Origin of the sequence: Loktanella sp. Alg231-35 (genome assembly GCF_900143545.1) — a bacterium.
Taxonomy (GTDB): domain Bacteria; phylum Pseudomonadota; class Alphaproteobacteria; order Rhodobacterales; family Rhodobacteraceae; genus Yoonia.
Genome location: NZ_FREV01000001.1, coordinates 200,968 through 226,733 on the forward strand (window position 1 = coordinate 200,968; position 25,766 = coordinate 226,733).

Annotated in this window: 23 protein-coding genes, 1 tRNA gene and 1 pseudogene; 13 read left to right on the forward strand and 12 right to left on the reverse strand. The window is 53.7% G+C overall.

Translation table 11 applies throughout. The features are described from left to right. The first annotated feature begins 38 nt into the window (after nucleotides 1-38). Both ahcY and DHN10_RS00985 read left to right on the forward strand, forming a co-directional pair. Entirely contained in the window at nucleotides 39-1,424 is a 1,386-nt protein-coding gene (gene ahcY / locus DHN10_RS00980; RefSeq protein ID WP_108813392.1) for an adenosylhomocysteinase, read from the forward strand. A gap of 6 nt (nucleotides 1,425-1,430) precedes the next feature. Further along, nucleotides 1,431-2,213, forward strand: a complete 783-nt coding sequence (locus DHN10_RS00985) for an extensin-like domain-containing protein (protein ID WP_108813393.1) — start codon at nucleotides 1,431-1,433, stop codon at nucleotides 2,211-2,213. 54 nt (nucleotides 2,214-2,267) lie between these two features. Here the strand turns inward: DHN10_RS00985 and DHN10_RS00990 are convergent, their stop codons facing one another. Further along, nucleotides 2,268-2,795, reverse strand: coding sequence for an outer membrane protein (locus DHN10_RS00990; RefSeq protein ID WP_108813394.1), 528 nt, complete (start codon nucleotides 2,793-2,795; stop codon nucleotides 2,268-2,270). A 243-nt stretch (nucleotides 2,796-3,038) separates the two neighbouring features. On the opposite strand from DHN10_RS00990, the gene DHN10_RS00995 reads away from it, so the two are divergent. Then, nucleotides 3,039-3,380 (forward strand): DUF2853 family protein, encoded by a 342-nt coding sequence (locus DHN10_RS00995; RefSeq protein ID WP_108813395.1) that lies wholly within the window; start codon nucleotides 3,039-3,041, stop codon nucleotides 3,378-3,380. 54 nt (nucleotides 3,381-3,434) lie between these two features. On the opposite strand, the gene DHN10_RS01000 is transcribed toward DHN10_RS00995, so the two are convergent. Beyond that, complete coding sequence (locus DHN10_RS01000) at nucleotides 3,435-3,830, reverse strand: DUF1761 domain-containing protein (RefSeq protein ID WP_108813396.1); 396 nt, start codon at nucleotides 3,828-3,830, stop codon at nucleotides 3,435-3,437. 144 nt (nucleotides 3,831-3,974) lie between these two features. Here DHN10_RS01000 and DHN10_RS01005 point away from each other — a divergent pair, with 144 nt between their 5' ends. After that, nucleotides 3,975-4,643: a class I SAM-dependent methyltransferase gene (locus tag DHN10_RS01005; protein ID WP_108813878.1), complete on the forward strand. Its 669-nt coding sequence runs from the start codon at nucleotides 3,975-3,977 to the stop codon at nucleotides 4,641-4,643. Between the two features lie 10 nt (nucleotides 4,644-4,653). Here DHN10_RS01005 and DHN10_RS01010 read toward each other — a convergent pair whose 3' ends face one another. Genes DHN10_RS01010 through tsaD form a run of 4 tightly spaced genes read right to left on the reverse strand, consistent with a single transcriptional unit; the run spans nucleotide 4,654 to nucleotide 7,390 of the window. Next, a complete protein-coding gene (locus DHN10_RS01010) occupies nucleotides 4,654-5,076 on the reverse strand; it encodes an EVE domain-containing protein (RefSeq protein WP_108813879.1) in 423 nt (140 codons plus the stop codon). Continuing rightward, complete coding sequence (locus tag DHN10_RS01015; RefSeq protein ID WP_108813397.1) at nucleotides 5,076-5,348, reverse strand: YciI family protein; 273 nt, start codon at nucleotides 5,346-5,348, stop codon at nucleotides 5,076-5,078. The genes DHN10_RS01010 and DHN10_RS01015 overlap by 1 nt, the downstream gene beginning before the upstream one ends. After that, nucleotides 5,349-6,311, reverse strand: a complete 963-nt coding sequence (locus tag DHN10_RS01020) for an NAD(P)H-dependent glycerol-3-phosphate dehydrogenase (RefSeq protein ID WP_108813398.1) — start codon at nucleotides 6,309-6,311, stop codon at nucleotides 5,349-5,351. Beyond that, entirely contained in the window at nucleotides 6,308-7,390 is a 1,083-nt protein-coding gene (gene tsaD / locus DHN10_RS01025) for a tRNA (adenosine(37)-N6)-threonylcarbamoyltransferase complex transferase subunit TsaD (RefSeq protein WP_108813399.1), read from the reverse strand. The genes DHN10_RS01020 and tsaD overlap by 4 nt, the downstream gene beginning before the upstream one ends. A 68-nt stretch (nucleotides 7,391-7,458) precedes the next feature. Here tsaD and DHN10_RS01030 point away from each other — a divergent pair, with 68 nt between their 5' ends. The 5 genes from DHN10_RS01030 to DHN10_RS01050 all read left to right on the forward strand — a co-directional run bounded on the left by DHN10_RS01030 (nucleotide 7,459) and on the right by DHN10_RS01050 (nucleotide 12,263). Next, the gene (locus tag DHN10_RS01030; RefSeq protein ID WP_108813400.1) at nucleotides 7,459-8,166 is read left to right on the forward strand and encodes a uroporphyrinogen-III synthase; all 708 of its coding nucleotides are present in this window, start codon (nucleotides 7,459-7,461) and stop codon (nucleotides 8,164-8,166) included. A gap of 94 nt (nucleotides 8,167-8,260) precedes the next feature. Then, nucleotides 8,261-9,409 (forward strand): COG4223 family protein, encoded by a 1,149-nt coding sequence (locus tag DHN10_RS01035; RefSeq protein WP_108813401.1) that lies wholly within the window; start codon nucleotides 8,261-8,263, stop codon nucleotides 9,407-9,409. A gap of 11 nt (nucleotides 9,410-9,420) precedes the next feature. Further along, nucleotides 9,421-10,869 carry a heme biosynthesis protein HemY gene (locus tag DHN10_RS01040; protein ID WP_108813402.1) on the forward strand — a complete coding sequence of 483 codons (1,449 nt, stop codon included), beginning with the start codon at nucleotides 9,421-9,423 and terminating at the stop codon, nucleotides 10,867-10,869. 42 nt (nucleotides 10,870-10,911) lie between these two features. Then, a tRNA-Thr gene (locus tag DHN10_RS01045) sits at nucleotides 10,912-10,987 on the forward strand. Between the two features lie 418 nt (nucleotides 10,988-11,405). Beyond that, nucleotides 11,406-12,263, forward strand: a complete 858-nt coding sequence (locus DHN10_RS01050; RefSeq protein WP_234416941.1) for an SOS response-associated peptidase — start codon at nucleotides 11,406-11,408, stop codon at nucleotides 12,261-12,263. 22 nt (nucleotides 12,264-12,285) lie between these two features. Here the strand turns inward: DHN10_RS01050 and DHN10_RS01055 are convergent, their stop codons facing one another. Continuing rightward, nucleotides 12,286-13,026 carry a hypothetical protein gene (locus DHN10_RS01055; protein ID WP_108813403.1) on the reverse strand — a complete coding sequence of 247 codons (741 nt, stop codon included), beginning with the start codon at nucleotides 13,024-13,026 and terminating at the stop codon, nucleotides 12,286-12,288. 109 nt (nucleotides 13,027-13,135) lie between these two features. Between DHN10_RS01055 and DHN10_RS01060 the strand changes: the two genes are divergently transcribed. Together DHN10_RS01060 and DHN10_RS01065 are read left to right on the forward strand one after the other, a co-directional pair. Beyond that, on the forward strand, nucleotides 13,136-13,360 hold the full coding sequence (locus tag DHN10_RS01060; protein ID WP_108813881.1) for a helix-turn-helix transcriptional regulator: 225 nt from the start codon (nucleotides 13,136-13,138) through the stop codon (nucleotides 13,358-13,360). A gap of 444 nt (nucleotides 13,361-13,804) precedes the next feature. Then, nucleotides 13,805-15,334, forward strand: coding sequence for a hypothetical protein (locus DHN10_RS01065; protein ID WP_108813404.1), 1,530 nt, complete (start codon nucleotides 13,805-13,807; stop codon nucleotides 15,332-15,334). A gap of 484 nt (nucleotides 15,335-15,818) precedes the next feature. On the opposite strand, the gene DHN10_RS01070 is transcribed toward DHN10_RS01065, so the two are convergent. Next, the gene (locus DHN10_RS01070; RefSeq protein ID WP_108813405.1) at nucleotides 15,819-17,453 is read right to left on the reverse strand and encodes a KAP family P-loop NTPase fold protein; all 1,635 of its coding nucleotides are present in this window, start codon (nucleotides 17,451-17,453) and stop codon (nucleotides 15,819-15,821) included. Continuing rightward, nucleotides 17,425-17,958: a hypothetical protein gene (locus DHN10_RS01075; protein ID WP_108813406.1), complete on the reverse strand. Its 534-nt coding sequence runs from the start codon at nucleotides 17,956-17,958 to the stop codon at nucleotides 17,425-17,427. The genes DHN10_RS01070 and DHN10_RS01075 overlap by 29 nt, the downstream gene beginning before the upstream one ends. Before the next feature lie 346 nt (nucleotides 17,959-18,304). Between DHN10_RS01075 and DHN10_RS01080 the strand changes: the two genes are divergently transcribed. Then, nucleotides 18,305-20,284 carry a DUF1963 domain-containing protein gene (locus DHN10_RS01080; RefSeq protein ID WP_159086886.1) on the forward strand — a complete coding sequence of 660 codons (1,980 nt, stop codon included), beginning with the start codon at nucleotides 18,305-18,307 and terminating at the stop codon, nucleotides 20,282-20,284. A gap of 1,008 nt (nucleotides 20,285-21,292) precedes the next feature. Here DHN10_RS01080 and DHN10_RS01090 read toward each other — a convergent pair. The 3 genes and pseudogenes from DHN10_RS01090 to DHN10_RS01100 all read right to left on the reverse strand — a co-directional run. Beyond that, nucleotides 21,293-21,520: pseudogene (locus DHN10_RS01090) on the reverse strand (transposase); the annotation flags it as partial. Between the two features lie 281 nt (nucleotides 21,521-21,801). After that, on the reverse strand, nucleotides 21,802-22,776 hold the full coding sequence (locus DHN10_RS01095) for a tyrosine-type recombinase/integrase (protein ID WP_108813409.1): 975 nt from the start codon (nucleotides 22,774-22,776) through the stop codon (nucleotides 21,802-21,804). 101 nt (nucleotides 22,777-22,877) lie between these two features. Then, nucleotides 22,878-24,368 carry an AMP-binding protein gene (locus DHN10_RS01100; protein WP_108813410.1) on the reverse strand — a complete coding sequence of 497 codons (1,491 nt, stop codon included), beginning with the start codon at nucleotides 24,366-24,368 and terminating at the stop codon, nucleotides 22,878-22,880. Between the two features lie 312 nt (nucleotides 24,369-24,680). Here DHN10_RS01100 and DHN10_RS01105 point away from each other — a divergent pair, with 312 nt between their 5' ends. Then, nucleotides 24,681-25,706 (forward strand): LacI family DNA-binding transcriptional regulator, encoded by a 1,026-nt coding sequence (locus tag DHN10_RS01105; protein WP_108813411.1) that lies wholly within the window; start codon nucleotides 24,681-24,683, stop codon nucleotides 25,704-25,706. Nucleotides 25,707-25,766 lie beyond the last annotated feature (60 nt).

Here is a 25,766-nt window from a genome sequence, read left to right on the forward strand (position 1 = left end):
GGCGGCGAAACATAATCAACACGAGCCCGGAGGCTGTTATGAAAGATTATATTGTCAAGGACATCTCCCTTGCTTCATTCGGCCGCAAAGAGCTGGATATTGCAGAAACAGAAATGCCCGGGCTGATGTCCCTGCGGGAAGAGTATGGTGACAAGAAGCCGCTCAAAGGCGCGCGGATTGTTGGATCGCTGCACATGACGATCCAGACGGCGGTTCTGATCGAAACGCTGGTCGATCTGGGCGCTGATGTGCGCTGGGCCTCCTGCAATATCTTCTCCACTCAGGATCACGCGGCGGCTGCCATTGCCGAGGCGGGCGTGCCAGTCTTTGCGATCAAGGGCCAATCGTTGGAAGAGCATTGGGATTACGTTGATAAATCCTTCATGTTCGCGGATGGACCAAACATCATCCTCGACGATGGTGGTGATGCGACGCTTTACGTTTTGCTGGGTGCGCGGGCCGAAGCGGGCGAAGATATCATCGCTGTTCCGCAGTCCGAAGAAGAAGCTGTTATCAAAGAGCAGATCAAAAAGCGTATGGCCGCCAGCCCCGGTTGGTTCACCAAAACGCGCGATGCGATCAAAGGTGTGTCCGAGGAAACGACAACCGGCGTTCACCGCCTTTATGATCTGCACAAGAACGGCCAACTGCCGTTCCCTGCGATCAACGTGAACGACTCTGTAACCAAGTCGAAGTTCGACAACAAATACGGCTGTAAAGAATCGCTCGTTGATGGCATCCGCCGTGCGACGGATACGATGATGGCCGGTAAGGTTGCGGTGGTCTGTGGCTACGGCGATGTGGGCAAAGGTTCTGCCGCGTCACTGGCTGGTGCCGGTGCGCGCGTGAAGGTGACCGAGGTTGACCCGATCTGCGCGCTGCAGGCTGCAATGGACGGTTTCGAAGTTGTCGTGCTTGAGGACGTGTTGGATAGTGCCGACGTCTTTATCACCACCACCGGCAACAAGGACGTCATCCGCATCGAGCATATGCGCGAGATGAAGGATATGGCAATTGTTGGAAATATCGGCCATTTCGACAATGAAATTCAGGTCGCTGCGTTGAAAAACCACAAGTGGACTAACATCAAAGAACAGGTGGATATGATCGAGATGCCTTCGGGCAACCGTCTGATCCTGCTGTCCGAGGGGCGTTTGCTGAACCTTGGCAACGCGACTGGTCACCCGTCCTTTGTCATGTCAGCCTCTTTCACCAATCAGGTGCTGGCGCAGATGGAATTGTGGAACAACGGCGACGCTTACGAAGTCGGCGTTCATATCCTGCCCAAGCATCTGGATGAAAAAGTTGCCCGTCTGCATCTGGGTCGAATTGGCGTCAAACTGACCGAGCTGAAGAAGGAACAGGCGGACTATATCGGCGTCTCGGTCGAAGGCCCCTTCAAGCCCGAGCACTACCGGTACTAAACGCGCATGCGGCATGCCAGACGTCAACAACTGGCGCGGTATGCCGCTCAGGCCAAACGCGCGGAACGCGGGCGATTGCGGGCCATTTTGAATGGTTTGCTCGCGTTCTCATTTGCCGGGCTTCTGGGGTATGGCGGGTATCAGGGCATCGTGCATCCCGAAACACCATTGCCGCCGCAATGGAACCCGATCGAACCACTCCAGATCAGCCACCCGGTGACGCCACTAAGTGGATGGAAGTTGAACCGCGCCGCGGCGGATGCGGCAAGTTGCCTTGCCGCGCTGGCCGGTCAGGCGACGATTGAGGTTCTTGAACCTCGCAACGACAGTGATCAGTGTTTTATTGCGGACCGTGTGAACGTCGATACCGTTGGTCATGCGCAAGTGGCGTCACTGGAAACCCGTTGCGCCATCGCTTTGCGCATGGCGATGTGGGAAGAACACAGCTTGCAACCCGCCGCAGAACGCATTTTCGGAACCTCCGTGACGCGGATCGATCATATCGGCAGCTATAACTGCCGCCAATTGCGCACCGTCCAAGGACCGTCAGAACGGATGAGCACACATGCGACGGCGGATGCGGTGGACATCACGGGTTTTACATTTGCGGATGGACGTCAATTGCGCCTGTTGGAAGACTGGGACAGCGCGGGTGCCAATGCCGAATTTCTGCGTGCGGCGCGCGACGGGGCCTGCGATTGGTTCGAGCTGACGCTATCGCCTGATTTCAATGCGCTGCATGCGGATCATTTTCACTTGCAGTCACGCGGCTGGGGCGGATGCAGATAAGGAAACGGCGCGAGATATCCAGCCCGCGCCATCCTTGGGAAGCGTGTCTTCAGCTTAGAAGCTGAAAGAAACGCGGGCTTTGAGGGTTGTGACACCAACATCGATGCCGGTGTCGTTGTAGTCGTCAAACTCGTGCGTCAACAGCTCAGCACCGACCAGCATGTTCTCTGTGACAGGCATGTCGTAGCCAATCCCAAAGAGGTAGCCGTTGTCATCGCCAAGCTCTGGTGATGTGGCCCAAACGATACCAGCCGTCCCGTAAGCCATGCCTGTGCCCACAGCCGTACCAACGCGGACTTTCAAGCGTGTTGTGGAATCGACTTCGGCAGCACCGTCGCCAACGTCATATTCAGTGACGTCATAGTCAATCTCACCACCATAGACCAAGTTGCCGTTTGCGACGTTGTAACCGGCAAAGATGCCGTAAGATGGGCCGTTGCCGTCAAGTTCTGCACCATCGTCGGTATCGATTTCAGAACCTCCGATCTGGAAACCTGCATATGGGCCAGTCCAGTCCTGTGCAAATGCGGCGGCCGGGGCGACAGCCAGGACGGCGGCCAGAATTGTGTTCGAGAGTTTCATGTGACTTCCTCCGTTTGGTCAATGCTTAGGATTACGGGCTGACTTGCGCTCCGGATCAGGGAAGATGAACACGAAGCCGTGAGCCCAATACACCGCCACCCTCCTTGCCCGTCGCAAGGATTAGCGAAACCTCGCTACATCTCCCCTTTTTTCTTTACGATTGCAGATCAGAGACAGTAACGTGCTACAGACGGAGCCTTGGGGGCCCCGCGAAACAAAAATTTAAACAACGGGGACATTCTCATGGGTAAAAGAGACGATTTGATTGCGAAGTATGCCGAGGATCTAAAATCCAAATGCGGTATGACGCCAGACATGGACCTTCTGACCAAGGTCACAATCGGCTGTGGTCCGGCAATCTATAACGCTGATGCGTCTACTGTTGCTGCCAGCCAGCCCGCAGAACTTGAGACTGTGAAGAACAATTTCCTGATCAAAAAGCTGGGCCTGAAAGACGGACCAGAACTTGATTCCGCCATCGCGTCGGCTCTTGACACCTATGGCCAGTCAGAGCGCAACAAATACCGCGCGGTCGTTTACTACATGCTGACAAAGCATTTCGGCAAAGAATCCGTTTACGGCTAAGCCGCGGCATAACCAAATCAAAGATGTCCGCCGATTTGGCGGACATTTTGCGTTTTAGAACAGCGTCAGTACCGCGCCGATGACCGTCGCTGCTGATGTTGCATAGCCAGCATCAATCACCGCGAGTTTCCAGGGCCGGTCTGAATAGCCGGTGTTTATGAAAATCCACGGGCTGATGAAGAATAAGCCAACACCAAGCCCTGATTGAATGCCCTTGCCGAACGTCTCGATCCCGGACAGCGCAAAGGTGTGCCGCATCATCCCCGCCACTAGCAGGATGCAGATGAACGAGACGACGTAGGGTGTCGGGTCACTGCTGTTGACCGGATTGCCATCCTCGCCCACTTCTATGGCGGCCGCTTCCATCCATGGCTTTGACAAGACCATGTAATAAACGGCCCCGAATGCAAATGCGGCGACGGCCGCGACGATCACTGCGAGAATTCCCATGTTCCCCTCCCTGCTTGCGTTGGTTGGGGTCAATATTACCGGACAGATTGTCGCAGGCTAGAGGTTTGTCACATTTTGATTTTGGTAACCTTAATGAAAGGTTTGCAGGTCACTCTGCCCTCATATCAAGGGGAACATGCATTCATGCTCGATAACGATACATCCGAACAAATCACACAAGATCCGGCGACGGTGCAGATCAACGCTGAAATCACAGAACGCACAGCTGCGAAAGCGGCGATGCCAGTGGTTGAACTTGACCCGGTGCATACTGAAAACTGCCGCGTTTTGCCTGACCGGCGGGACCTGCTGCGTCGCCTGCCCAGGGGCGGCATCGGGGCCGAGATTGGGGCCGCCTTCGGCGATTTTAGCAAAGAGATTTTTGCATTGAACAAACCGGCCCAGCTTCATTTGATCGACGCCTGGGCGACAGAGCGTTATCGCAGCGGGCTGGACCGGATCAAAGAAGATTTTGCAGATAAGATCACGCGTGAGGCGCTGGTGATCCATCAGGGATATTCGACTGAACGACTGGCCGAATGCGCCGATGATTTCTTTGACTGGGTCTATATTGATACCAATCACACTTATGAAACGACGTATGAAGAACTTGTGCTTGGCGCGCAAAAGACCAAATCAAACGGTCTGATTGCAGGTCATGATTTCTGTACCGGAAATGTGGTGAAACCTGTGCTTTATGGCGTTGTTCAGGCGGTGAATGAATTCTGCGTCACACACGGTTGGCAGTACCGCTACTTGACATTGGAAAGCCACGGGCATTTCTCTTTCTGTCTTGGGCGGATTGGGCACTAAGGTCAGAAGCCTAGTTCGGTGACGTCCCGCCCATTGCGCAGACAATCTGCCACTCCTCATCGGTAACCGGCTGCACGGACAGGCGCGAGTTGTTGACCAGAACCATAGCGGCCAGACGCGGCTCGGCCTTGATGTCTTCCAGAGTGACGGGTTCTGCAAAGGGCCGCACGGCTTTGATATCGACGCACTCCCAGCGGTCATCGTCGGTTGTGCTGTCGGGGTGTGCTTCGGCGCAAACCTCAACAATGCCGACGATTTCAAGCCCGGTGCGCGAGTGGTAGAAAAACCCCCTGTCGCCCAGCGTCATTGCCCGCATGTTGTTGCGGGCCTGATAGTTGCGCACGCCGTCCCATTCTTCGCCAGCTTCGCCTTTGGCGACTTGGTGGTCCCATCCCCACACATCCGGTTCCGATTTAAAAAGCCAATGTGCCATCAGCCGATCACTTTCTTCCATGCGCGCAGGGTCACGTTGCTGAACAGACCGGCCTTGGCATAGGGGTCATTGTCAGCCCACCCTTGCGCCGCCGCTAGGTCTGCGACCTCCAGTACGATCAGTGACCCGCACATCTGGCCGTCATCATCCAACAGCGGTCCGGCCATTTCGACCACGCCCGTGTCTGCGATATAGGCAAGGTGCGCGTCGCGGTTATCCATCCGTGTTTGCAGGGCACCGGGTTTATCTTGGGTCATCAAGGCAAAGCGCATTTATTCTTCCTTCAAGGGGCGCGACAAAAGCGCGTTTAGTGCAGCGGCGACGGTCAAGCTTCCGTCGGTGAGATCCGCAACCACGTTGCAGATAGGCATATCAATCCCGCGATCTGCTGCCAACTGGCGGACGGCCTGCGCGGTTGCGGCCCCTTCCACAGTTGTGGTCGGATCAAAATCTTCGCTGCGACCCAAGGCGAGGCCGAAGCCGTAGTTGCGCGATTGTTCTGACGTGCAAGTCAGCACAAGATCACCAAAACCTGACAGGCCCGCAAGAGTCTCGGCTTGCGCACCGAAATCTTGGGCGAGGCGCTGCATTTCGGGAAACCCACGGGTGATGAGCGCGGCGCGCGCGCTTTCCCCATACCCCGCCCCGATGGCGATGCCCGACGCAATCGCCATCACGTTCTTAAGCGCACCACCCAGCTCTGCTCCGGTCGTATCCGTGCTCCGGTAGAGGCGCATGCTGGTCGTCGACAAGGCCGTTTGCAGGATCGCCCCGGCCTCATCATCTGCGCAGGCCAGCGTCAGCGCAGTGGGCAGACCGCGCGCGATATCGGCGGCAAAACTTGGTCCTGTCAGCATGGCGGGCACAGCGTCAGGTACCAAATCACGGATCGTGCTGGCCGGTCCTGTCATCCGGGTCAGATCAATGCCCTTGCAGCAAGCCACGAGGTATTTGCCGTTCAAGTGTGACGCGTGTTCGGTCAGAAAGGCGCGCAGCGTTTGTGCTGGGGTGGCCAGCAGGATGATGTCGCAGACAAAAAGCGGCTCTAACTCTGCGGAAAACACCATGTTTTCTGGCAACACCACACCGGGAAGCCGCGCATTGCTGCGGTCCTTTGACATTGTTGCAACCGCGTCGGCATTGCGTGCCCAAAGCAGGATATCATTGCCATCCAGCGCCAGTGCCACCCCAAGTGCGGTGCCAAATGCTCCCCCGCCTGCAATGCCAATCTTCATGCCTTTGCCCCCTTCTTGCCCGATCCAAGCATAGGCGCTGCCCTATTGTCCAATGGCCAACGCGGCCGTGCCGACAGTGTCAGGTCATCCCGCGCACCTGCCGCCATTTGCTCAAGCCCGGCAAAGGCGATCATTGCGGCATTGTCGGTGCAAAGACGCAAAGGGGGTGCAACAAAATCAGTGTCTAACGCAGCGCAAAGCGCTGTTAGCCGGTCCCGGATTGAACCATTTGCCGCGACCCCACCGGCGATTGCAAAGGATGGTGTTTGCGGGTTCAGGGCCAGATAGATTTCTAGCGCGCGGCGGGTCTTTTCTGCCAGAACGTCCGTCACCGCCGCTTGAAAACCTGCGCTCAGATCGGACTGATCCTGCGCCGTCAGCCCGCCCTTTTCCGCAACAACCGCGTCGCGTGCGCGCAGGATCGCTGTCTTAAGGCCAGAGAAAGACATGTCACACCCTGGTTGGTTCAGCAAAGGGCGCGGAAAGGTAAAACGTTTGGTGTCGCCAGTCAGGGCGGCCTTTTCGACTGAAGGCCCGCCAGGCTGAGGCAATCCCAGAAGGCGCGCGACTTTGTCAAAGGCTTCGCCCGGCGCGTCATCAATGGTGCCGCCGATGCGACGAAAGCGATCATGTCCCTCAACAATCAGGAACTGGCAATGGCCACCCGAGACCAACAGCATCAGATAGGGATAAGGCAATTGATCGGTCAGGCGTGGGGTCAGGGCGTGACCCGCCAGATGGTTGACCCCAATCAAGGGCAGTCCGGTCGCCGCCGACAGGCCTTTGGCGCACATCACGCCCGATAGGACACCGCCGATAAGGCCCGGCCCAGCGGTCACTGCAATGCCATCCAGCGCCAAGAGCGGCAGATCAGCCTCGTGCAGCGCCTGTTCAACGCAGTGATCCAGCTTTTCGGCATGCGCGCGCGCTGCGATCTCTGGAACGACCCCACCAAAAGCTGCATGCAACCCTGTTTGGCCATAGACCACCGAAGACAGCACCTGCGTGCCGCGCACGACGGCTGCGGCTGTGTCATCACAGCTGCTTTCAATGCCGAGCAGGGTGAGCGGTGCAGTCATGGGTGATCCGGTTGCGTGTTTCGTTCAGCGAAGTAACATCGCACTGACCCGCAAACAATGGCCCGCCAATGACACCCACGCTCATCATGACACGGCCAAGGGCCCAAGGCGAAGGCTTTGCCGCCAAGGTGGCGGAGGTTTGGGGTAAACCGCTTACCGTCATCCCTTCGCCCTTGATCAAGATTGTCTGGCTGGATGCAAAGCTAGAGACACCAGATGGTTTGATCTTCACCTCGGTCAATGGCGTGACTGCAGCCAAACGGATGGGTCTGCCCAAAGGTTTGCCCGCCTGGTGTGTGGGCCAAAAGACAGCCCAAGCGGCGCGGGATGCCGGATTTGATCCGACAGTCGGGCCGGGTGATGCCGAGGGACTGATCGCAGATGTCATTGCTGCCAATCCTTTGGGCAAGCTGGCCCATATGCGCGGCATACATACGCGCGGCGATGTATGTGAGCGGTTGCAATCTGCGGGGATCACCTGCGCAGATGTGATCGGCTATGATCAGCAGGCGCAAACCCTCAATCGAGAGGCTAAGATCGCCCTTGGGGGGAACTCTCCGGTGATTGTCCCATTGTTTTCGCCGCGCACAGGGATGATTTTCAGCGCGCAAGGGCCATATCAAACGCAAGTTTATGCCCCGGTGATCAGTGCGGCTGTGCTGGATGGTCTGGACCCGTCATTGGACGCCAGTGTTTTTCTGGCAAAACGGCCGGATGCAGAGGCCATGCTGGAGGCGACGGTGGCGGCACTAAAGGCCGCAACAGCGTCAACCTAGCGCAGGCGCTTTGCTTGAGGGTCCGGCGCAGGGGGGCTAATGTGTTGTATCGCTCGTACAATTTTCGGGTGAGCACGTGAAAGGGTGGAATAACGTGGCAAAACAGCCAGCCAAGGGCCGTAAAGCGCCCGAAAAAACGGAAAACGAAGTTATTGAGGCCAAAGCCCTGTCCGAATCGGACGGTGTTGTGCCCTCGATTGATGCGATTCCGGCTGAGGTACATGGCGACGTTAAAGCGGGCGATATGCCCACGCCGCAACAACCTGTTGAGGCAGAAGCAGAACCGACCCCGGTTGAACCTGCCGCACCCCCGGCAGATTCACGTAATGCAGGGTTCTTTCCGTTGGCCTTGGGTGGATTGCTAGCTGGTGTGATCGGTTTCGCCGTCGCCACGTTCACGGCGCCGCAGCCAGACAACACGCTCGCCAATCAGGTCGCCACACAAGCGACCGCGATCGCGGCCCTCGAAGACCGTGTTGCAAACCCGCCCACGGTTGATCTTTCTGGCATTGTTTCGGCACAAGACGCGTTGGGCGCCACGCTGAATGAACTTTCCGTGCGCGTTGCGGCTCTTGAAGCGCGCCCCGTAGGCACGGGCGGATCTGTCTCTGTTGATACCTCGGACGTGCAGGCAGAAATGGACGCATTGCGCGCTCAGATTGCTGAAATGACGGGTGCCGCCCAAACCGAATTGGAAGAAGCTCGCGCCGCCGCCGCCTCCATCGAAGAAAACGCCGCAGCCGCTGCGCGCAGTGCGGCTGCCCGAGCGGCCCTTGCCCGTGTGCAAACGGCACTCGAAAGTGGCGCGCCAATCGGTGCCGCACTCGGTGACCTCGAAGCGGCTATTGGCGACAGCGCACCTGCGGCACTGATCAGCCTACAAGATGGGGTGCCGACCTTGGCCGGATTGCAAGACCAGTTCCCCGACATGGCCCGCGCTGCTCTGGCCACTGCACGCAGCGAAGGCGTGGCGGGTGAAGAATCCGGCGGCATCGGGGCCTTTATTCGCAACCAGCTTGACGTGCGTTCTACCACACCGCAAGACGGCGACAGCGCCGACGCGATCCTGTCACGGGCCGAGGCAGCTGTGCGCACTGGGCGCTTGTCCGACGCGCTGGCAGAAATCAGCGCCTTGCCGGAGGTGGCCCGCGCGGAAATGTCCGACTGGCTGGGCCAGGCCGAAGCCCGCGCCGATGCAATTGCGGCTGTTGAAATGCTCTCTACCTCCCTTTCTGATAACTGAAGGCGCCTGTTATGCTTTGGTCTTTGATAAAAATTCTGGCATTTGTCGTCGCGGTCACCGCGCTGACCTATGGCGGCACACAGTTAATGGAAGTCGATGGCGGAATGACCGTCGATGTGGCGGGGCAGGAATTCACGCTCAGCCCGATAGAGATGGTCTTTGGCCTTGTGGTACTGGTTGTCGCCGTGTGGTTGGGTCTCAAGTTGCTGGCGCTCTGTGTGGCGACGTTCAAATTCCTCAATGGGGATGAAACGGCGATCTCGCGCTATTTCGACCGTAACCGCGAGCGCAAGGGGTATGAGGCCCTGTCTGAAGGGATGATGGCGCTCGCCTCTGGCGAGGGGCATCTGGCGATGACCAAGGCGGCGCGTGCAGACAAATACCTGCAACAGCCACAATTGACGAACTTGCTGACGGCGCAGGCGGCCGAGATGACAGGTGACCGCAAAACAGCGGAAGATACCTATAAAAAGCTGCTGGCGGACGACAAAACCCGCTTTGTCGGCGTGCGCGGGATCATGAAGCAGAAGCTGGCGGATGGTGACACCGACACTGCGATGAAGTTGGCGGAAAAGGCCTTTGCGTTGAAGCCAAAGCATGAAGAAACGCAGGATGTTCTTTTGCGCCTGCAGGCGGATGCATCAGATTGGGCCGGCGCGCGCAAAACGCTGGGTGCCAAGCTAAAATCAGGAAGCTTGCCCCGCGATGTACACAAACGGCGCGACGCGGTGCTGGCGCTGTCAGAGGCGCGTGATATCCTTAGCGACGGCAAGACGATTGAGGCGCGGGAAGCGGCGATTGAGGCCAACCGCCTGTCCCCTGATCTGATTCCAGCTGCTGTTATGGCGGCACGTGGGTATATCGGTGAAGGCAATGCCCGCTACGCCACGCGGGTTCTGACCAAGACGTGGAATGCTCAACCGCATCCTGACATCGCCGCAGCCTTTGCCGAAGTGGCGCCCGATGAAAGTGCCGAAGAGCGTCTGAAGCGCTTCAAGACGCTGACAAAGGCCACCACCGACCATCCGGAAACCAAGATGCTGATAGCGGAACTGCAAATCGCCGCAGAGGATTTTCCCGCCGCCAAACGCGCGCTGGGCGATCTGGTGGGAACTGACCCAACGGCCCGTAACCTGACGCTGATGGCCGCCATTGAGCGTGGCGAAGGTGCCGATGATGCCGTGGTCCGCGGTTGGCTGACCAAAGCACTTACCGCACCGCGCGGACCGCAATGGATCTGCGAGAACTGCCAGCACATCCATCCCAGTTGGGCTGCTACCTGCAGCAATTGCGGATCATTCGACACGCTTTCGTGGAAAACGCCCCCCGCAAGCGAGGTGGCGATGCCAGCTGGCACCGAAATGCTGCCCATGATCGTGGGGCAACCCGCAGAGGTGGCAATACCTGCGGCAGAGATCGTGGAAGACGCTGACGTGATGGAAGAATCAGAGGTAAAATAGACCTTTCACGGGTTTTTCCGCAATGCTATCAAAGCCCCGGATGCCGCTGTAGCTCAGCTGGTAGAGCACGTCATTCGTAATGATGGGGTCGTAGGTTCGAGTCCTATCAGCGGCACCAGTACAAATCAGGTTAAGTCAGACACTTACCCATGTTGCGTGTGCAATGTGCATAGCTGATTTGAATGTTTGTCACAACACCTTGTCACAGTTGTCACAGTTGTCACAGTAGGCCCATCAATGCGAATGGTCAGCGCTCCGCTTGACCTGCCCGCCGCTAGCGGGGCCGTGCTCTACCAGCTGAGCTACAGCGGAAAATTTCTTGGAAAAAATGCAGGGTTCTGCATCCTGTAATGAACTCATGCGCATCGTTCACCTCTGCCAACGACGTCGGGGAATGAACGAAAGTACAGCTTGTCTACGAATGATGTTCCTGAAATGTTCCTTCAATGGTTCGACGCTCCACACCTCAAAAGAAGTCTGATGAGTCGGCTTTTCCCGTACGTATTCGCTTTTCCGTACCACCGACAGGCTTTGGTATGAGGCTGGATGACCTCCAAAGATGGCTGACAAAGGAAGTCGGTAGTGGTCAGTTTGCTGTCCACTCTTCCAATGGCTTAGCTAGAGATGCTATTGGAGTTTACTTGCGCAATCCTGAATGTGCTCAGGCTGTCGTTGCGGCGTTTCCTGACTTCACCCTTGCTGACGGCCTCGAAAGTCGCGCATATTCCTCACCAGCCCACGACAGAGCGTGGTCAGGTTCAGAGTTGTTTGGTGTGTGCAATCTTTATTCAATGACAAAGGCCCAGAGCGCTATCCGCGCGCTGTTTGATGACATCAAAGACGAAACGGGCAACTTGCAACCACTTCCGAGCATCTACCCTGACCAGCAGGCACCTGTCGTTGCAAACACGGCAGACGGACTTGTCCTGTCAATGATGCGTTGGGGTATGCCGTCGCCAGCGTTTGCGCTAAAAAACCGGAACTATGACCGTGGAGTAACAAATGTACGCAACACACTGTCACCGCATTGGCGTCGCTGGTTAGGTGTTCAGAACCGTTGCGTGGTGCCATTCACGTCATTCTCTGAGCCCGGCAAGGACAAGAAGCCAGTTTGGTTCGAGCTAGGTCAGGATCAACAATTGGGCTTCTTCGCTGGGATCTGGACGCCGTGGACTTCAGTTCGAAAGGTCAAGGATGGCGAAACGACGGACAACCTGTTTGGCTTTCTGACTTGCGATGCGAATGAGACCGTAGGTGCGGTTCATCCAAAGGCTATGCCCGTTATTCTGACTCAGAAGGATGATGTAGAAAACTGGTTGACCTCGCCAACGGCTGATGCGCTCAAACTACAGCGGCCATTGGCTGATGATGAATTGAGGATCATTTCGAGCTGAAGGAGAGGAATCGCCAAATTGATCAGTTTGAACAGACATGGCGGCTTAAACCGACGGCGTGCACTTGACCTCTGGATTTCAACCAGTTGCCCAAATCGTTTGCGCCACCCTGCCGGCCCGAAGCGAATTCCGGTTCAGCTTGACTTTGAAGCGCTTGATCGAAGCGTTCTTCACCCTCTCCACCCAAAGTTTCGACAAAAACATGCCGGATAAAGTCCAACGTGTGAACTTGCCCATCGGGCAGTGGTTGATTGAACTGATAATTCGCCATATCGGCGACGCCAAAAACATAGCCGAGCGCAAAACTATCATGCTTGAGGCGTGCACATAGGCTCATGGGGTCGAGACCACACAACGGCAATTGCATGAATATGATCTGCATAGCCGTATCGGTGCCGGGAAGTTCAGATGTGGCTTTGGAAGCATCCCGCGTCTTCATTGATTCCTCCATTTGCGCTGATGACAAACCTTCGTTGTAGCGTGAAATCTGTTCCAAGAAGCGATCTATGCTTTGCTCTTTGGGAAACTTCACTTTCAGCCTTTTGGCCCCCGCCGCAGCAGGTTCACATGACGCTGTGGCCAGCTCTCGCAGAATCTCAGCCTCCGGCTCACTCGACCTTCGAAACCATGCTTCATAATTTGCGAAATTGGTTCCAACCTCAGTCAAAGCCGATTTGTAGATTTGTCTGTCGACTCCGATTTCGTCCGCTAGCCTATTCATGAATTTTGAGCTTTTGAACAGCCTTGCCCAGAATTTCAGCATATTGACTCCGTTGCCTTGAACCCATGAGCGCCCGACAATCGATGACACCTATCACGAATGTATGCTATAACAGGTAGATTTAAAACCAACAGCGCCGACTTTGGCGTTTGTGAAGAGAACAACTAAAAGCCCCCTGCGAGATGTCTTCGCTAAGAATGTAAGGTTGGCTCGTGCAGAGTTGGGCCTATCTCAGGAGGGGCTGGCCCACGAAGCTGGCGTGAATAGAACGTATCTGAGCGCAGTCGAGCGATCAGAACAAAACATATCCGTTGATAACATGCACAAAATCGCAACTGCACTTGGCAAACCAGCGTGGTCTCTTCTAAAGCCATAGCTCCTCATTATGCCCGTCAGTGCTGAAATTTGCTCCTAGAAAACTTTGCAATCGACACTGCAAAACCCCTGCACACAAGAGCAGTCACAACGAAATTGGTGTGACAAAACGTGTACCCATCTGAAATCGTTATGTTGTCCCTGTCATACTCAATGATGCAGCCTAAGGAGGAAATGAGGGGTAGCCCCCAGGGGCATGGGGTTCGCCTTGTTTGTTCATCGTAATTCAACAGATTCTCGGAAAAAATTGAGCAATTGGAGCCGTTAACGACACACGTGGTGTCAGTGCAGACTCCACGCGCAAACCAAAACCGGGATTGAACGTATCGGATTTAGCCAATTTGAGCAGTTAAGCTATTGATTCTTTGTAGATAAACAGAACAAATCCATCAGCGTTCAAACTTGCACAATTGCTGTTTCGCAACGGTAGGTCTAGGTTTCTGAAATGAAAAAAGAACCCGACGACTGGTATGACACAGATCTTGGCGAGGCAGAAGGAATGGCGCTTCGTCACTCCAAGCGCCTAGACGTGCATACTTGGTCTGAGCACCCGGAAGTTAACGGGTTTGTTGATGAGATTTATGCGCAGTTAAAGGTTTCTGGAAATGAGAATATCCGCAAGAAGCACCTTAAAGTAGTACTGCTTGATCTATACTTGAACTGGTCGAGTGACCCGACGCTAAGGACTTCATTTCCTCGAAGCCCGAACGAGTATGGCGCTAGTTCAATCTATAACGAACTTAATATCTCTCGCCTGACAATCGACGTTGTAGATTGGCTCTCAGAGGCTCAACTAGTCGAGTTGAAGAACGGCTTCTTTAACAAGCAAACCGGAAAGGGCTTCTTGAGCAGGATGTGGCCAACAGACCGCCTGATCAAGCATTTTGAGCAGGCTCGATTTAGTGCCTATGATCTGGGCTACCATCAAGATCGTTTGGTAATTGAGCTTAGAAACGAAGAGAAAGAGGCCATAGAATTTGAGGCATCAGGTGAGACGGACGCAATGTCGGCTGCGCTTAACGCCTACAACACTCTGTTAAACCGAACGTTCATTTTACTCCACTCGGCTGAGGGCAACATTGCAACGAACCAAGGTCCTATTGTTCTTGCCAAGCAGCAAGGCAAGTTTACCAGACGTGTTTTCAGCCGAAGCAGTTTTCAGCTAGGCGGGCGCTTTTATGGTGGGTGGTGGCAACGGTGTCCCAGCGAGTTGCGTGCAAACATCTTGATAGATGATAAAATCACTGCTGAAGTCGACTTTGGCAGCCTTCACCCCAATTTACTTTATGCACGGTTGGGGCTCGATATGTGGGAGGCTTTGTCTGTCGAGCCTTATCAGATAGAACCTGTTAGTTTTGAGTCCAACCCTTCGCAGCTTAGACTCCTAGCCAAACAGCTACTCCTAACGATGTTAAATGCGCCTGATATGAATTCAATTCCGGCAGCTTTTCGGCACAATCAGGGACCCGGGACGGAATGGAAGAAGTTGACCGATGAGGAGGTGTTTGAGGTCACTGACCAACTCATTGAGTTGCATGAACCAATCGCAGCAAGTTTTGGAAGTGATGTTGGAATAGAGCTGCAATTCTTAGACTCCCAAATAGCGGCTGAGATCGTAGATTATTTCACTCTCTTGTCCGTTCCGGTTCTTGTCATTCATGACAGTTTCATCGTGCCTCAAGGATGGGAAGTTGAACTCGAATTGGTCATGGAGACTAGCTTCAAGAAAATTACAGGTACGGATTTTGCGTCCAAACTAAAGTACTCAAAGATGACTTATGACGATGTGATGAACGAACTGGTGGATCGCTATAACGTTAGACATGGAGTGAACTCGGACGAAGAGGACGAAGCGGATATGGAAATATATAGAGTTGCTCATCCAGTTCGAACGGATTGGTATGCCAATGAACTTCAGTCATTCCGTGCATGGCAAATCACATTAGAGATCGAAGAGGAAGCAGAGCCTACTTAATACATAGAGGTGGAGCACAGTTGAACCCTTTGACTAACAAACCAACCGTACTTCTCAGCAGAGACAATACTAATGACAACTACTAGAAGTGATATAATTAAGTTACTACGATAAATTAGGTAACATACATTACTAATACATTTCTAGGCATGGAACATCATAGCTATGTAACCATAAGGAGAAGTTGGGCGGAAACCAGACATTCATTGCGGCGAGCAGAGACGGCAGAGACGAACAAGTAGCGATTTCAAGAAAGCCCTGCCATCTCTCGAAAGCGGTCGTTAATGCCGAGTCTTCGACTACATCAGACGCTTCTAGATCCCGAAGTGTCGACATTTGAAGCTATGATGTCTGCTCGCTTGTCCAGTGCTTCCAAAACCTTACCCGCTTGAACGGAGTCAAGAGCAAGCCAAACGCTGGAAATTTTCTTTTCAATCAAAAATTGGACCATGTATAAGCATATTGCTCTAACAATTTGCCGGGGTCAGCCCGGAGCTTCCGGAACAAGTACAGAAGCGACACTGTCTAGAACGCTCCGATGGGATGGAATGTAGTGGGGCGCCAAGGCAATGAAGGCCCAAGCCCAAGGTTTGTAGTTCTCGCCTTTGGGGTTGAAGTAGCGATCCGAGGGTAAATCCAATAGCTCAAGTGCATTTTCACGCACTACCGCATTTCTTGTGCCGTCAATTTCGACGTGATTTTTAAATTGGGGAAAGTCATTTTTATTCTTTGCTAATTGCGTTTCAGCTTCCTCGGGTGTGAGAAAACTGCGCGGCAAGTGGGCTTGATTAACTTTTGATGGGCTTTCGTCTTTGAATGCCATGAAGACAAGTAAAGGCGCATCAAGAGGACGATCCGCGTAGCAGCGCAGCGCAATTTCGATCTTCAGCAGTATTCGCTTTGTCTTTCGCATTGAGAAGCCACACTCGACCGCGAGTATGCTCGCCAATTCCGCTGCTCGCTCCACTGAAAAAGCTTCTTCCTCGCCATACGGAATCTTCAATGGTAAATCACAGGCCAAGTCGTACACAGCGGTCTTGAACGTGTCCGGATTTGGATCAAGTTTCAGTCGGATATCGACGAACTTATCGAGGTATTTTTCGTCTTCCTTTGCGACTCCAAAGCGGTGTCTCGCTAGGTTCTCCAAGTAGTCCGCATTGATCATTAAGCAGAAAATGAAGCCGGACTGGCCGAAGATGAGTTTCGTCGCCTCCAAGAAGGAAATCGCATATTCTGGGTGGCAGCGATCAAGCTCGTCTATGATCACCACGACGCGCTTGTTTTCATCGCCTTCAACTAGTGCGGCCCGTAGAGCTTCAAGCTGTTCAGGAAGTTCAGTTTTTCGAACTCTTTCAGCGGCCATCTGCGAAACTATCAGTTGCCCTGCCACCTTCGACATTTCACTACCAACGCCTTTGATGACGCCATCGAGCACATCGAAATTTTCTAGCTGGTCGATAGCGCTGTCGGTTATAGCGTCAAACACTTCGTCTGCGCCAGACTTAAGCATGGCGCGGGTGAGTGCGCGAGCGCCAATGGCCCCAACCTTCTTGGCGGATTCCAACGCCTTCTCGCCCTTGCCTTTTCCGCCTTTTGGTAGCGCATCCACAAGTGCGCCGAGCAGTGTAATGACGGGATCGCCAGAGTGATCAGATTGCTGCACGTCGACTTCAACGACAACTTCGCCAGCGCTTTTGAGATGTCTTGCCCAAGCTTTGCGGAAGAAGGTCTTGCCGCGACCGAATCCGGCTTCGATTGAAATAACCTTTTCTGTCTCAATCGACTGGATCAGGTTCGTGAAGGCGTGGCCTATCTCTTTGTAGCCTAACCGATCGCTTTCCCAAGCCTCTTCCACTGATGCTGCGTTCTTCAAAACAAGTTCCCTCAATAATCCGTCAAGAACATAATTCCCTTTTATTAGAGCATGAGGCGCCGCCTGTTGAAATAGAATAAGGCCATTAATTGGCTGAAGGTCCGCAATTCCACTGATGGAAGTCTGTTTTGAGGGGCAGATATTTCCGGGGGCACTCATTCCCAACGCGAAGCGTGAAAGTCCGCTTAGGGCCGAATGCCAAAGATCATCGATCTGTTCATATGGCCTCAGGAAGTTCAAGCCCATACTCCGATCTCCACCAATTGCGGTTCTCGAAGTTATCAATCAATCGGCTGCCCATTTCCCCTTGCCTATGATTGGAGATCATCCTGATGGCCGACGGGACTTTCGAGAGCCAGGCGAAATTTGCCTGTAGCTCCTGCCAGGTGATACTTTGCGTTTCATTGTTAAGTTCCCAAGTTAGGGTGGCAGGCTGATTGTTCTTGGTAGCTGAGAGCCCGACCAAACCATGGCAGACACCGTTCCGGACATCGAGCGGATGTTGAAGTTGACTTCGAAGCGTAAGGGCGAGCAATGTGCGCATCGGCGATGCGTTTTGTGCATTTCTTACGATAGCTTCCCAAGCCTTGAGAACAGCCGCAATGCCATACGCTGACTTAGGAAGTTGTCCCTCGTGAGCACTTGCGACTTCTTCACGCGCAGCTCTTTCGATGCTCGACCACAAAAACAAGAGAGACCCTAATGAAATTTTTGCCTGTTCGAAGGACACATTCTCTTTGATCCGCTCCAAATTCGGCCTCCGACTTCTATGCGTCTAATGCGCCCCAAATAGGCTGAGTTGGCTTGTCCTGAAATGTTGCACTGTGCACGAATGACCGCAATGTCAAAGGTGCACTGCAGCACCAACTCAGCTCGTGAAGGTCCGCAATGGGCCGTCCTTTCTGGGGTGGCATCATCCTAAAGGTGAGCATGCTGCGACCGATCTAATGGCGGCGATGAGCCCTAAGTGGATAATGCTGCACTAGACTGAAGTGTCGGCTTTGCTCGAAAAGATAACCGCAAAAAGCCTGCTAGCTTAGCCAATAAGTGCCGGTCCGTTGAGAACGCTCTGTTGAGTTAGCGCAGCGCCTGATACGTTGATTGAACAGGAAAGCAGGGCCTGCGAAACCGCGATAGAGCGGGCTAGCCAAACAGGTACCTTTGGATCGGGGCAACTGAATTTGGCCAGAATTTTACTTGACGTTATTGAACGCTTGAAAGCTCGGTTGAGGCAGCCGTTGGGCAGCGGCTTGGAACAAAAAAATATGGACAGTCAGTACCAAATCAAACACGCCGTGCGGATCGAAAAGATTGCTCCGTTGCCCGCTTCAGAGGCACCTGCTGGATATTACGGTGGCAAACCCATACTGCCTGACCACATCGCATGGCCATGTCATGAGGGAGAGCCGATGGTGTTTCTTGCGCGGCTTGATTGCAGCAAGATACCTGCACGCATTTGGGGTGGTGATGGTCCACGGACTGGGTGGTTGCTTTTCTTTCTGCCATATCGTTTTTCAGGCGCGTTTAAGGATTTGCGCTGCGCGGTTCTGCATGTCGACGGGTCTTGCACAGAAAGGTCAGTTGAAGTCCCTACGAGCCTAGTTGGAGATCTTGCTTGGGCGCGATATGAAAGCAAGAATTTCTTACCGGCAACAACAACACCTTTTCCAATCTGTCCAGTGAGGTTCCTGGAGATAGAGGAGACGGGCAAATTTGAGGGTACCACAACTGGCAAAAACGCTTCGGTTGCTCCCGATCAAAAAGCCGACCTTGTTGATCGGACATATCCGATCACTTGGGATCTGTTTGAACATCTACTTGACACGCTGACGATCAATCTCGACGAGCGTTGTGCGCAATACAAGATGCAATGGAAACGACATTACAAGCAGATTAGGTCCATTCACGCCAAGCCACCGGAAGACAGGACATACGCAGACGAGCAGCGTTTAGCGATATGCAAGGACACACTTGCCGCACTAAGACTTAACTGGCCAAAGCTGCGCCCTGCGAAAGAGCACCTCGATCAATTTCTTGAGTTATACAGGGCGCAGCGCACGTCCGGCATTGTGGAAGAGTCAATCTGGAGAGGATTCTTTCATGAGATTTCTAAGATAACCGTGCCTTCCCTTTACTGGGTCACCCAGCGCCGCAGCTACGAAAGGATTCAAAAAGAAACCTTCAAGTATGTAAGGGCCTTTGAGGCTCGACCGGGCAGTTATCTGGAGCTTTCAAAGAGGCTGACAGCAGTCATTGTCGCGGCCAGCAATGTTCTCAGAGGCAGCGCTGGCAAAGTATCAGTTGCAAAAGGCCACGAACAGACAGGCAAAAACTTCGAAAGAGCTGCGGAAGAGTACTCTGACAGAGACGATACAGATCCAGATGTTGCCGCGTATCTTGATGTAGGTCGCAAGATTCTAGAAGAAAATGGCGCAGAAATTGAAGCTGCCATCGCCGTTGCAAACGACTGCCATAAACGTGGGATGGAACTGAGAAATTCTCTCGAAGGGCGAGATGGATATCCCGAAAAGATTCCAGACGACGTCATTGAGCAGCTTGAACCACATTTGGAAGGGTTATTCGTTATCGAACGTAACTCTGAGAACGGGGTAGAGAGACTTGGAGCTTTAGAGAAGCTTGAATTCAGCAATAGCAGCCTTATCGGCAAAGAGGGATTCCACAATAGAGAGTGGAAGGCGAAACAGCATTTTGAGTTGCTCCGTCGGTATTCTGAAGCACCAGATACGCTTCCCCATGCAACACGCAGCTATCAGGAAGGGCTCTACCTGCGGGCCGCCAACAAACACCACGACGGTCTTGGCGGACTTCCGCGTTGGGATTGGTCCGACATAAGTTGGTTTTTGTCCTACGATAGTGCTTTAGAAGAAGAGAGTAAGCCGTATGTTACAAGGGCCAACCCACCTTTCGACAAAGACAACGCCGTATTGCTCCAGCTATTTTCGAGTGACCTACCGGGATGGATGTTCGGGGATGTAAGCCATATCGTTTTTATCATTCCGCAAGCCAACCTTGCGCGGTGCGATTTTTCGGCTGTTGTACCGATTGTTGGCGGCTGAGGGGGTCTAGTTCGTCGATAGTGCGATTGAACGGTCCTGGCACTATTGCGCGTCACGCCCCAAAGATCGGATTTCCCGCCTGCAAAGAGATTTGTAAGCGATACAATGGGTTTCACACATTGCTAACGCGCCAACTGAAAGCGGCCATTGCTGCAACTGGAGTAAAGGTCGGCTTTGTCCGCAACCCAGTCATCTGGGCCCTTATTTTGCTGCAGGGGGAATAAACGACGGCTTGGATCGCCGCGCCGCAGCACATTTCAGTGTAGTTCGCCGGACGGTCATCGGGAACTTCAACCTGACATGAATTCATAATCCGTGTTGATCCAAAACACCCTGTTTGCAGCTTTCATAACGGCGGTCTCGTTCTGCCTCTTTGGCTTCATCTAGGTCTGATGCCGGTGACCGATGATAGAGAGTACAATACTGATGTGCATTCTGCGCAATTCTCTCAATCGCGCACGACTCTATGTCGCGCGACGGTATCAATTGGCTGCCCCTCTCACAGCTATCGCGATAGTACGCCAATCTCTCGTCAGCACTTGCTTGCCCAAGAAACCAAGAAGGGCCGCCAATGCGGTCAGGATCTGGAGAGCTGCTTCCACCACAATACCCAGTTGGATTATAGCAACCGAGTAGGTTTGGATTTGAACACGAAACCACCCCAAGCCCGATAATCCCTGCTCCAAGCCAAATGAACTTTCTCAAAAGCTAATCCCCTTAATCGGTTCTGTTTTAGGTTGCCAAAAACCATATGGGCATAACAAGATGGATCGTGTCGCGGTTTTACAATTCTATGCGCTTATCGGCCAAACTGAAACCATGGTTTGGTGAGCAGTGCGCCGAACCGGACATTGGGACACTTGTGGCGAAAGTCGGCAAGGTCCCGCGCACCGGACCTACGTGTCGCGAGAATGCTGCAAATCGGTCAAGGTCCGTTTGACGGGCCGCACTGCAGCATCGTATGTGCTAGATGAACGGCAACAATGGGCCGTCCTTGCCTAGGGTGGTTAGCCGCGCAAACACACCCATATCGCTCCATCGCTTCCAGCGGTTGTACAACGTCTTGGCAGGGCCATAGTCTGCGGGCGCATCACACCATCGTAAGCCGTTGCGATTGATGAATTAAATTCCGCTCAACACACGCCGCTCATCAACGCGTGGTCGACCTCGGCTATTTGGAAAGAACGGTCGAAGTCGCACCATTTGCGTTTCTGTCAGCCAATAGAGATTGCTCATCTGTCCCCCAAATCATTGGGGTTCGTGAATCATGCCGACAACGTAGCATCAAGCCGATCAATGGATCCTGAACCTAGGAAGCTCTCATTGCCACCAAGAACTCGAACGGTAGATTTGTCCGCATTGCAATCAGCTACACCCTAGATGTAAGTGATGAACCTGCCCAAGAGCGTCAGATGGCCGCATTGAAAGAAGATTGGAAAATTGCTTTCGGTCCAACAAGACAGCGTAAATTTTTCAGCTAGAAAATCCTAGAACTAGCACTGCAGAACCACCAACTCCTAGTCTATCAGATCAATGACGTCCTTCACGCTGAGATGAGTGTAACGCTGGACGCTGCGGGAGTCCCTATGTCCACTGACCATCATTATCTGAGCTTGATTGAAGCCACGTTTTGCTACTTCCGTGATCCTTGTATGACGCAACTGATGCATCCTCACATGATCGCCTAGCCCTGTTCGCTGTCTGGCCCTTCTAACGGCCGTAGAGACGCTATGTGGCGCCACTGGGTACAACCTTGAGTCAAACGTAGCGGCGCGCTGTACGGCCCCTCTTAGCAGCTCTACCGCCCTCTTGGTCAGAGGGACGAAACGATCACCAGTTTTGCCGTCTTCAACCAACAACGTGCGCCCCGGAATATCAATGTTGCGTGGAAGAAGTTTGGTGATTTCCGCCCGCCTCATGGCTGTTTCGTACGCCAATTCTACGATCTCGCGCATTAATGGGTTTAGATCTGCCATCAGCAGATGGAGTTCTTCCTTCTCCACTACCCTTGTTATTGGTTTCGAAGCGGGTGGAAGCGCTATGTTTCGGGCGGGGGAGCCAATGGTTATGTCACCGAATATCATCTCTCGCTCAGTCCATCGAAATAGCTTGTTGATTGATTGGATTTCTTCACGAACGGTGGGGCCGCTCACTTGAGACATTCTCTTGTTCTTAAACTCGTTGACATGAACCCGCGTGATAGAAAGAAATGGCTGCTCGAAGTGTTTTGCAACGCGCTCAAACCGCATCAACATCAAATGTCGAGATGGTTTCCCCTTTAGCTGGTTGTCGCAGTACAGTTTGCCAATCGACAATAATGTATGTTGTGGCTTGGCGTTGGGACTTTCCTGACCGGTCCAAGCTTGTTCTTCTCTTTTGACCCATTCCTTGGCGGCATCTTGATTGTCAAAGGTCTTTGATTTGGCTGGTAGGCCTGATTTGCGTATCTGAACACAGAACTTCCCGTTGTTGCGCTTACGTATTGATGCCATTGTGACTAGCCCCTCTAAAGTGTTGGGCGTGTCAAACTTCCTGTGATTTTCGTAATGATGGGGTCGTAGGTTCGAGTCCTATCAGCGGCACCAGTCATCATCTACGGCGCATAGATTTCACGCAGCAGGTTCTTCTGCACTTTGCCCATCGTATTGCGCGGAAGCGCGTCCATGATGATGTATTGTCTGGGATGTTTGAACCGTGCCAGTTGGGGTGCAACCGTTGCTGCGATGCTTTCGATTGAAAGTGACGCCTCTTCAAGCACAATAGCCGCAAGGACAGTTTCACCGAAATCGGCATGCGGCACACCGAATACAGCGCTTTCAAGCACACCGTCGATGTCGTTGATGACGTCTTCGATTTCTTTGGGGTAAATGTTGTAGCCGCCCGAAATGATCAGGTCTTTTTGCCGGCCAACGATGGAAATCCTCCCGTCTGCGTCCTTCACTCCCAGATCGCCGGTGATGAAGAAACCATTGTCGCGCAGTTCTTCTGCCGTCTTCTCCGGCATCTTCCAATAACCCTGGAACACGTTGTTGCCGCGCACTTCGATCATGCCAATTTGGCCTGCGGCGACAGGTTTGCCGTTCTCGGTGATTGTGACCTCGGTATCAGGCAGCGCATGGCCAACGGTCCCGGCAATCCGCGCGCCATCGTAGGGGTTCGAGGTGATCATATTTGTTTCCGTCATGCCATAACGCTCAAGGATATGGTGGTCGGTCCGCTCCGCAAAGGCAGTGTGGGTTTCGGCCAATAGCGGGGCCGAGCCGGATATGAACAAACGCATGTTTCGGGTCAAATCCCGATCGAACCGTGCATCATCCAGCAGGCGGGTATAAAATGTCGGCACGCCCATCAACAATGTCGATGCAGGGATTTCGGCCATCACTTTGTCGAGATCGAAACCAGCCATGAAACGCACCTCTGCCCCTGCCAACAGCGATGTGTTCAACGCCACAAATAATCCGTGCGTGTGAAAGATGGGCAGCGCGTGTATCAGCCGGTCCTGAGCCGTGATCTGCCACAGTTCGGTGAGTGTTTGGGCATTCGACAGCAGGTTCTTATGGGACATCATGGCCCCCTTGGAGCGTCCGGTCGTGCCTGAGGTATAAAGCAATCCGGCAAGGTCATCAGGCCCGCGTGCTGCCGTTTCAAAGGTTGTGGGCTTGCCATCCGCTTGCACGGACAACGATCCGCTGCCGTCTTGGGCGAGCGTCAAAACGGGTGTGCTGTCTTGGCAAATCGCAGCAACTTCTGCCTCGGCTGCTGCGTCACAGACAACCAAGGCCGGTGCTGCGTCACCCAGGAAATAGCTGACCTCATCTTGTGTATAGGCGGTGTTGAGCGGCAGATAGACTGCACCAGTTTGCACAGTGGCACCATAGAGAGCGACCGTGTCCATCAGTTTGGGTGCTTGCACGACAACCCTGTCGCCCGGTTGCACCCCTGCATCCCGAAGCACATGCGCCAGTTGCGCCACGCGACGGACAAAGCTGGCATAACTGACCTCTGTACCATCATCGCCTACCAGAAAGGTGGCCGTGTTGATGGCATGCGGTGCAAAGAGTGCATCATAAAGCGTGTTGGTCACAACAAGAGGTCCTTGAGTTTGGCTGCCGATATGTCGACCTCTGGATGAAAGCCTACGACGTGGTGCCGCGGCACAACCGAATTTGATATCTCGATGCCATGTGCAGGGATTTCCGGCAATGGATTTGTCGATGATGTGGATAGCGTGATGGGTTCTACCAACGGCAGCAACTCTAAGCCGCGCAATCATTGGAAAGTTCCAAAATCTTTGCACAATGCAACGCTGCAAAGTTGATTTTTTGCGCGCGCCAAGAAATGATGCACTGAGTCAAGTTCAAGGCGCATCGTCGCGCGCCTGACGGAAGGATGCAGCATGGCAGACAGTAAAATCAGGAACATGGAGCAGTTTGCGGCCATTAGCGGGATTTCCCGGCCGACGATCTCAAAATATTTCAATGACCCTGACAGTGTGCGCAGTTCGACCCGCGAGCGGATTGAAGCGGCGATTGAGAAGCATGACTATCGTCCCAACATCTATGCGATGAACCAGAACCGTAAGCTGACCAAGAATGTAGGCATCGTGCTGCCGTTTCTGGCGGACCCGTTCTTTACCGAGATTGCCCGCTCGATTGAGCAGCACTGCATTGATGCAGGTTATCGACCCACGCTATTCAGTTCGCACGGTGATCCTCGGTTGGAGACCGAGATTCTCGACACGCTGGCGTCGATGAAACCTGCGGGGGTCCTTTTAGCGCCTTTGGGTCGAGCGTCCGACAAGTCCGCGATTGAGAAGTTCTGCAAGCAGGTTCCAACCCTGATCTTTGACAGCAGCGTGGATGAGTTGGGCATCGCCTTTGTGGGCTCTGACAACTTTCAGTTCACCGAACTCATTACAGATTACCTTTGCCGGACCGGCGAGCCGCCCTGTTTTTTCGAGATGAAGACGCCTGCCAACCCCAACGCGCACCGTAGGCGTGCCAGCTATCTAAACGCGATGGAAAAGTTTGGGTATGAGCCGCAAGTTGTTTCCGTGCCGGGTGAGGGCTGGGATTTTGAAGCGATTGGCATGCAAGGTGGGCGGGCCGCGCTTGCTGATGGGCGGTTCAAGACCAATACGGTGCTGTGCAGCAATGACCGGTTGGCCATTGGTATGCTTGCGGCCTGCTATGCCGAAGGGCTTAGAGTGGGGCGCACGAAGGATGATGCGATTCGCGTGGCAGGGCAGGATGGTCATCCGTTTTCAAGCTACACCTGTCCGCCTTTGACGACAGTTGCACATGACTATCAGGCCGTTTCGCAACATGCAGTAGAGACGCTGTTTCAAGCCATTGAAGGTTCTGTAAGCGATTGGGAAAGCACGCGTTTTGAAGGAAAATTGATCATGCGACAATCTGCATAGGTTAATCAAAACTTACCGCGCGTAAAGATTTTATTGACGCCGCGTCTTCGTTTTACTAGC

Bases quoted from the DNA above. Each gene is read 5' to 3' on its own strand.
- ahcY (WP_108813392.1), top strand. From the start codon at position 39: ATGAAAGATTATATTGTCAAGGACATCTCCCTTGCTTCATTCGGCCGC.
- DHN10_RS00985 (WP_108813393.1), top strand. From the start codon at position 1,431: ATGCGGCATGCCAGACGTCAACAACTGGCGCGGTATGCCGCTCAGGCC.
- DHN10_RS00990 (WP_108813394.1), bottom strand. From the start codon at position 2,795: ATGAAACTCTCGAACACAATTCTGGCCGCCGTCCTGGCTGTCGCCCCG.
- DHN10_RS00995 (WP_108813395.1), top strand. From the start codon at position 3,039: ATGGGTAAAAGAGACGATTTGATTGCGAAGTATGCCGAGGATCTAAAA.
- DHN10_RS01000 (WP_108813396.1), bottom strand. From the start codon at position 3,830: ATGGGAATTCTCGCAGTGATCGTCGCGGCCGTCGCCGCATTTGCATTC.
- DHN10_RS01005 (WP_108813878.1), top strand. From the start codon at position 3,975: ATGCTCGATAACGATACATCCGAACAAATCACACAAGATCCGGCGACG.
- DHN10_RS01010 (WP_108813879.1), bottom strand. From the start codon at position 5,076: ATGGCACATTGGCTTTTTAAATCGGAACCGGATGTGTGGGGATGGGAC.
- DHN10_RS01015 (WP_108813397.1), bottom strand. From the start codon at position 5,348: ATGCGCTTTGCCTTGATGACCCAAGATAAACCCGGTGCCCTGCAAACA.
- DHN10_RS01020 (WP_108813398.1), bottom strand. From the start codon at position 6,311: ATGAAGATTGGCATTGCAGGCGGGGGAGCATTTGGCACCGCACTTGGG.
- tsaD (WP_108813399.1), bottom strand. From the start codon at position 7,390: ATGACTGCACCGCTCACCCTGCTCGGCATTGAAAGCAGCTGTGATGAC.
- DHN10_RS01030 (WP_108813400.1), top strand. From the start codon at position 7,459: ATGACACCCACGCTCATCATGACACGGCCAAGGGCCCAAGGCGAAGGC.
- DHN10_RS01040 (WP_108813402.1), top strand. From the start codon at position 9,421: ATGCTTTGGTCTTTGATAAAAATTCTGGCATTTGTCGTCGCGGTCACC.
- DHN10_RS01050 (WP_234416941.1), top strand. From the start codon at position 11,406: ATGAGGCTGGATGACCTCCAAAGATGGCTGACAAAGGAAGTCGGTAGT.
- DHN10_RS01055 (WP_108813403.1), bottom strand. From the start codon at position 13,026: ATGCTGAAATTCTGGGCAAGGCTGTTCAAAAGCTCAAAATTCATGAAT.
- DHN10_RS01065 (WP_108813404.1), top strand. From the start codon at position 13,805: ATGAAAAAAGAACCCGACGACTGGTATGACACAGATCTTGGCGAGGCA.
- DHN10_RS01070 (WP_108813405.1), bottom strand. From the start codon at position 17,453: ATGGGCTTGAACTTCCTGAGGCCATATGAACAGATCGATGATCTTTGG.
- DHN10_RS01095 (WP_108813409.1), bottom strand. From the start codon at position 22,776: ATGGCATCAATACGTAAGCGCAACAACGGGAAGTTCTGTGTTCAGATA.
- DHN10_RS01105 (WP_108813411.1), top strand. From the start codon at position 24,681: ATGGCAGACAGTAAAATCAGGAACATGGAGCAGTTTGCGGCCATTAGC.